The organism is Microcoleus sp. T3_A4 (genome assembly GCF_036700465.1).
Classification (GTDB): domain Bacteria; phylum Cyanobacteriota; class Cyanobacteriia; order Cyanobacteriales; family Microcoleaceae; genus Microcoleus.
The window spans coordinates 201,562-214,576 of the sequence record NZ_JAUBOY010000002.1 but is presented as its reverse complement, the minus strand read 5'-3'; the positions used below and the strand labels follow the sequence as shown (position 1 = coordinate 214,576).

Here is a 13,015-nt window from a genome sequence, read left to right as displayed (position 1 = left end):
TTGATAGAAGCGGGCATTTGGTGCGGAAGTACCGACTAACCTATCATAGGCAATAGAAGCGCTCCGAAGGCAAAAGGTTAATTAACAGTTGTCAGAAAATATTAGTAAATTATTGACGGACTCGCATTCAGATTATTCTATCTATTGGCATCGCTGCCGCCTGACTTCAGTCTTTTGTCGGTAAAGTTTCTCCCAAGCCGCATTCCCAGAGGTTCCGCCCTTGAATTCTCAGAAGTACAAAATTCAAGCACTGATTGCTGAGATAGACGAGGTACTCAGCAAGCCCGCACCCCGCTTGCCTTGGACGGGTTCTCTTGATACTGTCCACCAGCGCCAACTTTTAGAGCGAGTTCGCGCTTATCTGGTTTCCTCAGACTCAAAGCTAACGGCCCCAAAGGCCCCCGCCCGCCCAAATGTCCGCCCGCAACCAGTTCCAGTACCCAAAGTGCCTCTGCCCGCCCCTGGCCCCTCAGCAGCAGAGCAAATCATGCTTGCCGTAACCGGAGAAATCAGCAACCTGCGTTCCAACCTGACAGGGCCGCTCCAAGAAGACATAGAAGCTCTGCGGCAAGAGCAGCAAGCTCTAATTCAAGAAATCAAACAGCTAGAAGCAAAACGGCAGCAGCAACAATCCCTAGCTCAACAACAAGCCAACCAACAGCAAATCATTGCTGAATTCTTGCAGGTACTGACTGCTCGCTTGGAAGAGACCTTGACTAGCGATTTCTCCCAAATTCTAAGTTCCCTAGAAAATCAGTTATTGCAAAGCATCTCAGCACCATACTCTTTGGGCAGTGCGCCTGATGAACAATCGGCTATTGACGTAACACTTAACCGACAAACCTCAGAAGAACACCCGCTGCTGACGCCGGGTCAGAGGTTGGAGCAAATGCAACTTTTCCAATCTCATGCTGACAGTCTGCTGATGAGTCTCGATTCTAGGATGGCTATCGTGTTCGAGGCTTTGCAAGCAAATCTGCAAAGCTATCAAGCTTCCTTGACACAAGAACTCGAAAATATGTACGGTTTGAGCCAGCAGAGCGAGGCGATGTTCGCGGCTTTGGTCAACCACTTAGCTGCACAGTTGGGGCGAGAAGCTTCATCCTACGTTCAACAGCCGATCGATTTAGCAAATAATCTCGAAACCGTCACCCCAACAGCAGCCGATCAATCTCCTGTCGCTCCAGCCCCTTCAAATACTGCGATCGAGCACTCAGCCGCAGAGAGTCAGACGGGAGACTCGGTGCAGGAAATTCGCACCGGTGAATTCGGAGAACAAGACAGATTTCCCTACGCCGGTACAGAAATTTCTCCGCAATTCAGACAGTTGAGGCGCGATCGCGACCGCATTCAAGCCCCAGGTTTGCTCCCGAAGTTGGAAGATAATTTGTTGGGTTCTACCGCCGAAATATCTCGAAATGCAACTCGGTTTACTGGCGGTGAATCGGAGAATAGGCTAACAGAAACCGAAGAAGAGATTGAGGATTTGTATGCAAGTTTGTTTGCGGGAGAAGCGGTTCCTGAAGTAGAATTAGAAATCGAAACTTTCCCGGTAGAAAATAATGTAATTGAGACCAAAAGTGAAGGTGTAGAATATCAAGCTGCGACGGATAAGGAAACTGCCGAATCGCTAAAAATGACCGAAGATTTGTTTGTAAATCTGCTGGATGAAGGCGAATCTCTGGAAGAGACTTTAGTAGATGAAGATTCAGACTTTGTAATGGGGAATTCTGTAGAGTCTCTAACTTTAGATAGTGCAGATTTATTTGAACCGCAAGTGGCAACAGTACCTCAAGTTTCAGAAGCACCACCCTCAACCGCTGAGGTGCAACTTGACGGGGACGATCGAGAAAATCTAGAAACGGGTCAAAACCAAGGCGAGCAGTTCGGCGCTACACTCCCTCAATCACCAGCTTTGCCGTTGAGAACGCCTGGAGAAATTAGCCCTCACCGACCCAGTGCTACCCCCGCTGTGCCAAGTGCCGGTGACGTTCAAACTGGCGAGTTTGACTCATCCTCGCAGCGGCTCGATGATGGGTACATCCAAGCTTCGCCGGACGAGGATTTGCTGCCGGTCGAGGCATTAGAAGATGACCTCGATCGAGCTCTTAATTTGGACAACAATACTCTGGAACTTTTGGAGGCAGACCTCTACAATCTGGAGGGATTGGAAAATACTAGCTTCGGGCGATCAAATTTCTCAGCCGCTAACAGCTTGGATTTATCGGCGAGTTCCCCCGAAGGCATTGCAAACAATCCCTTTGCGGAGGCGGCAGAGGAAGAACTCGGCACGCTGGAGGATTTGTTCTCCGATGTGTTGGAACTCTCCTCTGATGATGAACCTTTTGTTTTGGAAAACGAACTTGAGGATGATTTGTTTGCGGAGGAAGAGGACTCGAATTTGACGCTAGACGAGATTTTGGCTAGTTTAACCGAGACCGATCGACCTTTGACTGATTCTCCCCCTCCAGAAACTGCCGAAACTAACGAACTGCGATCGAGTCCTCCAGAAAGTCAAAAAAAAAACCTAATTTCGACAGAGAGTAAAGCAGCAGTTGTTGAGGGGAAAACTGATTTTAGCGAGTTTGCCGGAACACAGCAGCAAGACTCGGCTGGGCATTCTGCAGCAGGTGCGATCGCCCCATCCCCAGAACGCCGGAATTCTAGCTGGTATTTGGGCATTGATTTCGGTTCCAGCGGCCTGTCTGCGGCTTTGCTCGATCGCACCAGCGGCCAGTTGCACCCAATTTACTGGGAAGCATCGCAGGCTGAGGCTTCCCCAACAGACCCCAGCTTTCGGATTCCCTCGGCTGCGGTGCTGGCGGAAACAGCCCCAGGCAGCCCAGGGTCAGAGGTGACAGTCAAGTCGGTGGGATTCCGACCCCAGGCTTTGGCTGCAGGAGAATTTTTACTGGAAAATTTTAAATTGCCTTTAAAGGTGGGCATTCCTTATCAGCGGGAGGCTGCTGGGATGTACGAACCGCTGTTGCAGTGGTCGCCCTTGCAGGCTTTTTCGATCGCCTTGCCGCTGCAAGCTGTGCGGGCGCTGCTGGCTACTTTGAATCCGAGGAAGCAGGGGCAAAAATTTGCCGAATCCGAGGAAATTTTGGATTCTGCAATGCCGAGGGCGAATTTTGCAGGATTGCCAGTTTCCAATTTAATTTGTAGGGCTTCGGGACTAACGCCAGAAACTCTTGATGCGGCGCTTTTAGACTTGCAGGGTGTAATTTTGGGGACTCCGGCCGGCTGGTCGGATGTTTATATGTTTAATCTGCGGGAGGCGGTTTTGGGCGCGTCTCTGGTGGCTTCTGGTTCGCAAATTTTTGTGGTGGAAGATGCGATCGCCACTTTGCTTGCGGCTGTAAGTCCTGTGAAAAATGGCATGGAAGTCGAGTCGTCAGCCGTGGATTCTGCTAAGGGCACTGAAGAAGCTGCACCGCTGACTGTGAATGCTTCGTCTTTTAGCGGGGGAACTTTGATTTTGAATGCGGGGGCGGCGACGGTGGAATTAGCTTTAGTTGAGTTGCCGTCCAATCTTCAAGATTTAACTCGTGCTGATTTTACTTGCCACAGTTTTGGTTTTGCGGGCGATGCTTTCGATCAGGATATTATCTGTCAGTTGTTGGCTAAAAATGAAACTTGGGGAATGTCGATCGATTTGCCACGTCCTGGCCATCCTGATTTGCCGAGCCGCTATCAATTGCAGCAGCGGTTACAAGGTTCTGCTTTTGGTCTGCAATTGTTAGAAGCGGCAAGGCAAATAAAAGTTATTTTGCAACATCAAAAAAGTTTTGCTTTGGATATTGGTCAGCAGCATTGGGATGTGAAGCGCAAAGATTTGGAAAGTCTGGTTTTAGTGCCTTTTGTGCAGCAGTTGAACCGTGAATTGAATGCTTTGCTCAGCCGCGCGGGAATGTCGCCGGCGGGAATTAATCAGGCGATTTGTGCCGGGGGTATGGGTGCTTGGCCTGCGATCGCCCGCTGGTTGCGGCAGAAGTTGCCGAATGCGATCGTGGTTCAAGACCAGGAATTGCAGGGCGATCGAGATATTTTTGAGATTGACAATTCTGCATTAAATTCTGTATCTCAAAGTACAAATTTTCCCCAAAAATTTGGTCGAGTTGCCTGCGGGTTGGCGAGTTTGGCGCTCTATCCTCACATTTTGGATGTGTCGCAGCAGCAGTACAGCGACTTTTTTCTGCTGTGGGAATTAATGCAGGTTTTGGGTGAGGAAACTCTGAGCTTTCAGGAAATTTTGCAGTTGTTGGAACGCCAAGGCGTAAATACCCGCACCTGCGAACCCCGAATTTTGCGGATTTTGGAAGGAAATTTGCCGGCGGGACTTGTGCCTGCGGAGGAAGATTTCATGCTGTTGGCCGAGGAGTCGAGGCAAAATCCTGATTGGGAAGAAATTTTGGCTGAGCCGCTTTTCTTTGAAGAGGTCTCACGGGGTTATCGTTTGAATCTCGAACACGCCTTTGTTGTTCGTGAATATTTAGGCAAACTCGCCTCTAGCAGCCAACAAAAATTGTTAGAGCCGCTAACACTTGCTTGGGATGTTCGCACCGATATTTATCGCTAAACGGCAAAAAACCCGGTTTCTCAGTAGAATCCTCCCTGTCTTCCGGGAAGAGTCCTAGCTGAAACCAGGTTTTTTTGGGGACTGGACTAACTTTTTTATGTAAATTTACGTAATTTTACATAAAAATTATACGTTTTTAGAAAAAGTACATAGAAACTTTATAAAAGTGTGATGGCTTTTTAAAGATTGTGCAAAGCTCAGCTCTTCAGGTTCTGCAGATTTGGGATGGCTAATAAGATGGACGTAAGAGATCGTTAAAGTTGAGAGAAATCATATGAAAGTTCCGATGGATGCCTCGTCGAAATCATCATTATCAGAAATGCTGTCCTTATTTTTTCAAGAGTCTACTTACAAAGTTTGTGTATCAAAACAACAGCATCACCGATCCGTAACGAGCAAGGTGAAGCGGGCGATCGATATTTTGGGTGCGCTGCTGGGACTGGCAATTGCTGCTGTGGTGGCGGTGCCGGTGGCTGTGGCGATGCTGTTGGACAATCCGGGCCCGCTGCTGTACAGTCAAGTCCGCTGCAGCTTCCAAGGGCGACATTTCAGAATATGGAAATTTCGATCTATGGTTGTGGGTGCAGAAAATCTCAAACATTTAGTTAGCAACCAAGCCAAGGGTCACATTTTTAAGAATGAAAATGACCCGCGAATTACCCGCGTCGGCCGCTTCTTGCGGAGCACGAGTTTGGATGAGTTGCCTCAATTCTGGAATGTGTTAGTTGGCGACATGAGTTTAGTGGGAACTCGACCGCCAACTCCCGATGAAGTTGCTGCCTATGACGAGTTCCACTGGCAGCGTTTAAATGTCAAACCCGGTCTGACTGGGGAGTGGCAAGTCAACGGACGGTCTAGAGTTAAAGACTTTGACGAGATTGTCCGCATGGATCTCGACTATCAGGGCAAGTGGTCTGTTGTCTACGACATCACTCTGATTTGCAAAACAATTTTGGTTGTCTTAAGTAAAAACGGTGCGTGTTAATAGACTTGCTGTTTTGGGGGGTTTTTGGATTTTAAATTTTAGGAAAAATAGGGGATGAAATAGTAGGAAACGGATTAAATATATGTTAATAGAATTAGCGATTGGTGACGCTTACGGTGCTGGTTTTGAATTTGTTGACCAGCAGACGATCGAATTGTACAACAATCTCAACGGTTACATCAAGCATCCCCGCCACGACATCCAGCCTGGATGTTACACAGACGATACGCAGATGAGTTTAGCCGTCGCAGAAGCTATCGTCAGCCGAGAACCTTGGACACCGGAACTTTTAGCCAGCAAATTTGTTGCAGCTTTTCAGCGCGATCGGCGATTTGGTTATGCTGGTAAATTTTACAATTTTTTGCTACAAGTTCAAGACGGAAAAGAATTCTTAGAAAAAATTCACTCCGCTAGCGATAAAAGCGGATCGGCGATGCGAGCCGGGCCGATTGGCATTTTTCCTACTATTGAAAAAGTCATCGAAAATGCTACCATTCAAGCTGCCATTACTCACAACAGTCCTGATGGCATTAATGCAGCTATAGCAGCAGCTTTGATGTCCCATTACTTTATTTATCAGCTAGGTTTAAAGAAAAATTTGGGAAATTTTCTAGAAAGGCACGTCGCTGGTGAGTGGTCGATACCTTGGCAAGGAGAAGTCAGCGTTAAAGGTTTGGTCTGTGTTAGAGCAGCTATTACTGCCGTCATGCGAAATGATAGTATGAGCAAACTGCTCCAAGATTGCATTGCCTTTTCGGGAGATGTCGATACAGTAGCAACTATTGCTTTAGCTGCTGGTTCCTGTAGCAGTGAAATTGCCCAAGACCTGCCAGAAAATCTGGTACAAGGATTAGAAAATCAATCTTACGGTCGAGATTATATCATAGAACTGGATCGAAAGTTAATGAATTGTGCGATCGACTTCTGACTTCTTCCTGAGATAGGTTATATCATTTCCGGTTACACTCATACATGATGTTGACGGTTGACTGGTGACTGTTGACGCCGTGAACGTCGTGAACAGTCAACAGTCAACAGTGAACTCGAATTTACTATTCCGATGCTAACGGATTTGATATTACATCCGTTCAATCCCTTACACTACTTCGTTGCCAAACTTCTTTCTATTAGGACTAAGGCCAACTGTCACAAATAGGGTTAAATTTTAGGTATGTAGTTGTGCTTGGGCCCTCTTTCCTAAGCTAAGAGCGCTAAAGCGCAACTACATACCTTTGTTTAATGTGCCAGTTGGCCTTAGTCCTATCTCTTATGAATTTGCCTAATTTGATTACTTTTTCTCGCTTACTGGGAGTACCTTTTCTGCTCTACGGTTTGTACGACCCAAGCGCGCAAAGCCGCTGGATTTGCACCGCAATTTTTGTGGTAGCTGCGGCTACTGATTGGCTGGACGGCTATTTGGCTAGAAAACTAAATCAAATTACCGATTTGGGTAAGTTTCTCGATCCTTTGGTGGATAAATTGTTGGTTCTCGCCCCGCTTTTAGTGTTGATTGAGTTGGGGAAAGTGCCGGCTTGGGCAGTGTTTTTAATTTTGGGTCGGGAGTTGACAATTGCGGGGTGGCGTGTTAATAAAACTACGATTTCGGGTGCTAATATTTGGGGGAAGTTGAAGACGGTGAGTCAGATTGTGGCGATCGCGCTTTTAATTGCTCCTCTGTCTGAAGCGTGGAATTTTCCCGCAGTAATTGCTTTTTGGGTTTCTGTGGCTCTAACTTTGATTTCTGGCGCTATTTATCTGTGGCCGGAACAGGAAATAAAAGAAAAGTAAGGGAGTTTTATATATTATGAAACACGCGCTTTCCCCGAGTCCGGCAGGGGTTTAAACCCCCGGCGGACTTGTGGAAAAGCGAGGATTTATCAAGATTACTTCCCCTTAATAATGACTCCCAGATTTCCGGTAGTGCACCGCTGTCACCCCATCATTTTGCAGCAAATGACCGTTTTCAATCGCTGCATAAACTACCCAGTGATCGCCGCATTCCATCCGACTTATTACCTCGCATTCCAGATAAGCTAAAGCATCAGTCAAAACCGGACAGCCGTTGCTAGCTTCCATTGTTTCGACTCCGGCAAATCTGTCTTCTCCGGGAGCAAAGTTTTTCATGAAATACTTCCGCAACTGTCGCCCTTCGGCTAAGATATTCAGCACAAATTTATCTCCGGCGTACATCAAAGCTTCGATCGATCGATCTTTCGCCACCGCAATCGTCACACCGGGGGGATTAAACGTTGCTTGCGACACCCACGAAGCCAGCATCGCACTGCTAACATCCCCCCGCTTCGCCGAGAGTACACACAGCGAACCAACCAATCTCCCTACTGCTTGTTCAGTGCGATCGCTCCCTGCTGCTAACTGCGGTTTCGGTGCCCGCAATTTTTGCGATCGAATCAAAGCTTGAGCAAAATCCGTTCCCGCTTCTTTGCACTCGTGAATTGTGGCCGCCGTCGGCTTAAATTTAGCTCGAATCGGCTCAAATCCAATTCGATACCCAGCATCTTTCAGCTTATTTTCCACTAAGTCGATCGCCTCTCCACTCCAGCCAAAAGAACCGAACACCCCCGCTAATTTGCTCTTAGTTGCGGTAGATAAAACAATTCCCAAAGCAGTTTGAATTTGCGTCGGAGCGTGTCCTGCTAGCGTGGGAGTTCCGATGATAAATCCCGCGCATTTTTCGATCGCCTCTTGAATTTCTCCCGGTTCGGCAAATTCGCAGTTAATACTTTCCACCGCAACGCCGGCTTTCGTAATTCCTTTGGCGATCGCCTGCGCTAAAGTAGCCGTATTTCCGTAAGCAGAAGCATAAATCAAAGCAACTGTCAAGTCTTTTGAATTTTGTTGCTGGCTCCATTCCCGATACAAATTGCTCAGTTCATTAAGGCCGTAACGGACGATCGGGCCGTGACCGGGAGCATAAAATGCTGCTGGTAAATCGGCGAATTTATCCATTGCCGTCAGCACTTGTTTTGCCTGAGATGCGTGCAGGGAATCGTAATAATAGCGCCGATCTTCGCTGTAAACGCTCCACCCTTCATCGAATACTTGGTCGCCGCAAACGTGAGCTCCAAATAGTTTGTCAGTGAACAGGATTCGAGTGTGCGGATCGTAGGTGCAAAGTTCATCAGGCCAGCGAGGAGTCGGAGTCGCGATGAATTTTAAGGCATGACCTTTTCCTAAGTTGAGAGTTTCTTCTCCCCGAACGATCATAATGTTTAATTCTTGGTCGGGGAAAGCGGCTCGTAAACTAATTGCGGCGGGATTCGTGCAAACCAAAGCTACTTCAGGAGCTAATTCTAACAGAGCTTTAATCGTAGTTGCTCTGTTAGCATTGAAATGTCCCAAAATTATGTAATCCAGCTTTGTCAAGTCCACCCGTTGCTGCAAAAATTCCAGGTAATTTTGAGTAAAAGATTCCCCCGGCGGGTCGAACAAAGCAGTTTTGTCAGCTTGAATAATATAGCTATTTGCTGTCGTACCCTTTTGCAGCGAATACTCGACTTCAAATTTGAGTCTGTCCCAAGTGCGCGATCGCACAATAAAAGTATCGAGTGCGATCGGGATAAACTGCACGTCGCGGGGTTTGGCATCGGATGCGAGTCTAGGAGTCAAAGTGTTAGTCATTAATTGCACCTATGAGAAACTGAACTACAGAACTTCTTTTGATTTCGTGCCAAAACTTGGTATCTACAATGTCAAACCTTGCACCTCGACCCTGTAAATTGGTATCCAGGTCAATCAGAAATTCCCTGGTTGTCAAATCATCCCCAATTTGGATAAAGCTCACTCCAATTTCTTCATCTTTATCTATGGTATTGGCCGCACTTACAAGAATTTCGGCAACAGCAGCAGTATTTTCTGGTTTTTGATCTAGGACTGCAACAATTATTGCTCCGTTCTTCCCTTTGGCATTTGGTTTGCTTGCGAAATAATCACTAAAAGTTGCTTTCAGAGCTTCTTCCAAATTAATTGCAGTCGGGTTTTCTGAATCCGGTTCCGTATTTTGTCGCTGCAAAATTTGAGCTAACCGGGCAACATTTGAATTTTTATACTTCCACATAGGAGTAGAAGCTTCGTAAAGGGTGATGCCGTCGCTGTCAAATTCCTGACATTTTTTTGCTAAGTCGATCAGAGATGCCTGTGCTTCTACCCAATCCTCGTACCAAGGATGGTGAGGGTCTCTGCTGGCATCGCTTCTGGCAATAATAATTGTGTAATCTCGGTCTTCTAAAAGATTGGCAGGCATTGGCAATTCCCCTATTAAAATGGAGTCTAAATGACAACGGTTTGCCCGGTTTGCTGCTTGTGGCGCACCCAACACCCTGAACCTGGTAAGGTGCGCCACAAGCACCCAAAGTTGAGAGTTTTTGGCTAGCCAGTTGTGTCCTGGACTGTAATTGTAGGGTGCGTCAGTAGATAGTCGATGATGAAGTCGAATAAAACATCGGCTGACGCACCTTACTAATATGTTGGGGGTGTGTTGACTCAGACAGTCGATCAATATATCGTTGGATTTCCCTCTTGCTTCTGACAACTGACAACAGTCAACTGACAACAGTCAACTGACTTCCTAATAGTGATTTCCGACTTTTCGGTGGTGAACAGCAGGCAGTGCATCTGGATTGGAGACGCGGCCGCTATCGACGATCGCATATACGATATGATGATCCGAAAGTTCCATCCGGCTGACTACTTCGCATTCCATGTACGCCAAAGCATCTGTCAAAATCGGAGAACCGTTGGTTGCTGGTTGAGTTTTAACTCCGGCAAATCGATCGGCACCAGGAGCAAAACGCTTTAAAAAGTGCCTCATCAAAGTTTGATAATTGCCTTCTTCGAGCACGTTGAGAACAAATTTATCTCCCGCGTGCATCATCGATTCGATAGCCCGATCCTTCGCAACTGCTATTGTTAAACCTAGCGGTTTAAAGCTAGCTTGAGTTACCCAAGAAGCCAGCATCGCACCGCTAACATCGCCTTTTTGGGCGGTGATGATGTACAGTCCGCCGCTGATTCGTCCCAAAGCTTTATCGAGGTCGCTGTCGAGGGATTTCATCTGTTTGACAGCCTTGTCCCGCGTCAGCCACTGTCCCAAGTCGGTGCCTGCTTCGTCGCAAAGTTGATAACTAGCTTCTGTCGGTGATTCTTTAATTAAAATGTTGGGAAATGCTTCTTTTAAACCCAACTCTTTGAACTTGTTTCGCAGCGGGTAAATCGATGCGTCATCGCCACCGCCGGATTCGCACAAACCGAAAGATTGTTTGTTGTTAGCCGCAACTAAAATTGTGTTGATAGCAGCTTCGGCATTCGCAGCAGCCGTACCACTACTCGGCGGCGAACAAATCACGATACCGGCGGCGGTACCAACAAGTTCGCGGACTTCTTGCAAGTCGGCGATTCTCAAATCCATCATTTCCACAGCGACACCGGTTTTGGTGATACCGTGGGCGATCGCTTGGCTGAGTCGATCGCTAAATCCGTAATCGGAAGTGTAAAATACCGCTACAGTGGTTTCTGCCTTAGCTTGCGCTTGGCTCCACTTTTTGTAGCGCCCGGTGAGTTCAACTACGTTGTGTCGCAGCAAGGGGCCGTGACCGGTCGCAACTGTACTGATTTCTCCCAACTCTGCCATCCGCTTCATCGCAGCGAGTACCGATCGAGCATTGGGAGCCATCAAACACTCATAATAAAAGTGGTAATCTTCCTCAACTGCTGCTAAATCGTCATCGAAGGTGCTGTCGGAACAGTAGTGCATCCCGAAAGCGTCGCAGGTAAACAGCACTTGAGTTTTGCTGTCGTAGCTGAAAATAGTATCGGGCCAGTGCAAGTTCGGCGCCGATACAAATTCGATAATGTGGCCGTTTCCTAAATCTAGTTTGTCCCCGTTTTTGACTACCAATCGCTCAAATGGTTGGTGTACAAGGTTTTCTAAAAATTGAATTGCTACTTTTGCCCCCACGACAATTGCTTGGGGTGCCAACGCCAGCACGTCTTTGACTAAACCGCTGTGGTCTGGTTCGGTGTGGCTGATAATTAAATAGTCAATCTCTTTGGGGTCAATTTCGCCCGTCAGAGTTTCCATGTATTGCTGGCGAAACTTCTCGTGCGAGGTATCGACGAGGGCTGTTTTTTCACCGCGAATGATGAATGAGTTGTAAGTTGTACCGTTTTTGAGTCCGAATTCGATGTCAAAGCGGTCTCTATCCCAGTCCAGGCATCGAATTGCCGTTGTATCAGAGGCAATTTCGACTTTTTCCACCGTCAATCTGCGTTGGACTCGTTCAGTCAGCGCTACCATCAGTGCCTCCTTGTCTGTTACCCATTACCTTATTGTCTTCATTCTGACACGTTTTTTTTGTAAATCTTTATAAATTTTCTTATGAGGCTGTTAAGTATCCCAAAAGTTATGGCATAAGGCAGTTCGGCAACGCGCACTGAATCGGGATTTAACGGATTTGAGGAAGAAGGAAAATTCAATAAAATCAATTTTGGATCTATAAACAGTTGACAATAAACTTATCTCTGTGGTAATAAAAATGAGTTCAATCGGTTGGGCGATCGCCACTTTAGAAGAATATCACTCAAATGCGATTCTCGATCGCGCGGCGATTTGGATTAGGGACAATAACTCGGCATTTAAGTCAACCTTATCAAACGTCAAATGCGATCGCGTTCTCTTATTCCAGATTTCTTTAAAAAGTCGGGGATTTGGGGATAATGATAGAAGAAAAAAATTTCCAATCCGTAATCAAAAATCTACTTATTGATGTAAAGCTATGTCTGAAACTTCCTTTGATAAAACTAATTTTGGTGGGCAATTAGGACACGGGCAACAGGGATTGCAGGAGTGGTGGGAACTAGAAACTGCCCCAAATATACCGACTGTGAAATTGCCATCTTGGTTTGATTCCCCATCTTGGGCAGGGGTGTTTCATTCTCTTATAGGGGCAGCCCCCCGTGGCTGCCCCCATGTCTAAAACGCCTGTGAAATCGTCTGTGGGGGGGTAGGCTCGTGGGGGTAGGCACGGGGCACTACCCCTACAGAGTCAAAATTGCGATTTTCGTGAGAATGAAACCGCCCTGATTGTTGTCGGCCCTGAACAACCAAACAAGCTGGAATCCTGTAACCCGATACCACCTCTGTTGAGACCACCACCAATAGTAGCGTTGGTGATATCGTTGTTCTCAATATCGGTATGGCCACCTGGCAACCGAATCCCATCTTGCCTGACATTGCTAACTTTGTTATTGTCGATCGTACTAGCCAAACGAAAGTCAGTAATTGAATAATCACCGACAATGCTCGCTGCACTTAACCTAGCGAAGATTTTACCCGCCTACCTCACTTTTTTGAAAAAAGCTGTAGTGAGGAGCCAGACTGATAAAAAGCATTTAACTACGTGCCGGACATATTAGTAGAGCAAGGATTGCTC

9 protein-coding genes are annotated in these 13,015 nt (G+C 46.9%); 6 read left to right on the top strand and 3 right to left on the bottom strand.

Features of this window, described 5'->3' with window-relative positions:
• Positions 1 to 220 precede the first annotated feature (220 nt).
• From QUA07_RS02095 to pgsA, 4 genes are all read left to right on the top strand, one after another.
• Entirely contained in the window at positions 221 to 4,582 is a 4,362-nt protein-coding gene (locus tag QUA07_RS02095; RefSeq protein ID WP_333322169.1) for a hypothetical protein, read from the top strand.
• 274 nt (positions 4,583 to 4,856) lie between these two features.
• Positions 4,857 to 5,567 (top strand): sugar transferase, encoded by a 711-nt coding sequence (locus QUA07_RS02090; protein ID WP_333322167.1) that lies wholly within the window; start codon positions 4,857 to 4,859, stop codon positions 5,565 to 5,567.
• Between the two features lie 82 nt (positions 5,568 to 5,649).
• Complete coding sequence (locus QUA07_RS02085; protein WP_333322165.1) at positions 5,650 to 6,495, top strand: ADP-ribosylglycohydrolase family protein; 846 nt, start codon at positions 5,650 to 5,652, stop codon at positions 6,493 to 6,495.
• Positions 6,496 to 6,836: 341 nt separating this feature from the next.
• On the top strand, positions 6,837 to 7,355 hold the full coding sequence (gene pgsA, locus QUA07_RS02080; protein ID WP_333322163.1) for a CDP-diacylglycerol--glycerol-3-phosphate 3-phosphatidyltransferase: 519 nt from the start codon (positions 6,837 to 6,839) through the stop codon (positions 7,353 to 7,355).
• A 105-nt stretch (positions 7,356 to 7,460) separates the two neighbouring features.
• On the opposite strand, the gene QUA07_RS02075 is transcribed toward pgsA, so the two are convergent.
• The 3 genes from QUA07_RS02075 to QUA07_RS02065 all read right to left on the bottom strand — a co-directional run bounded on the left by QUA07_RS02075 (position 7,461) and on the right by QUA07_RS02065 (position 11,880).
• Positions 7,461 to 9,206, bottom strand: a complete 1,746-nt coding sequence (locus QUA07_RS02075) for a diflavin flavoprotein (RefSeq protein WP_333322160.1) — start codon at positions 9,204 to 9,206, stop codon at positions 7,461 to 7,463.
• The gene (locus tag QUA07_RS02070; protein ID WP_333082706.1) at positions 9,199 to 9,828 is read right to left on the bottom strand and encodes a hypothetical protein; all 630 of its coding nucleotides are present in this window, start codon (positions 9,826 to 9,828) and stop codon (positions 9,199 to 9,201) included. Before QUA07_RS02070 ends, QUA07_RS02075 begins: the two co-directional genes overlap by 8 nt.
• A gap of 324 nt (positions 9,829 to 10,152) precedes the next feature.
• Positions 10,153 to 11,880: a diflavin flavoprotein gene (locus tag QUA07_RS02065; protein WP_333322155.1), complete on the bottom strand. Its 1,728-nt coding sequence runs from the start codon at positions 11,878 to 11,880 to the stop codon at positions 10,153 to 10,155.
• A gap of 238 nt (positions 11,881 to 12,118) precedes the next feature.
• Here QUA07_RS02065 and QUA07_RS02060 point away from each other — a divergent pair, with 238 nt between their 5' ends.
• Entirely contained in the window at positions 12,119 to 12,349 is a 231-nt protein-coding gene (locus QUA07_RS02060) for a hypothetical protein (protein ID WP_333322151.1), read from the top strand.
• A gap of 9 nt (positions 12,350 to 12,358) precedes the next feature.
• The gene (locus QUA07_RS02055; protein WP_333322148.1) at positions 12,359 to 12,559 is read left to right on the top strand and encodes a hypothetical protein; all 201 of its coding nucleotides are present in this window, start codon (positions 12,359 to 12,361) and stop codon (positions 12,557 to 12,559) included.
• The last annotated feature ends 456 nt before the right edge of the window (positions 12,560 to 13,015 follow it).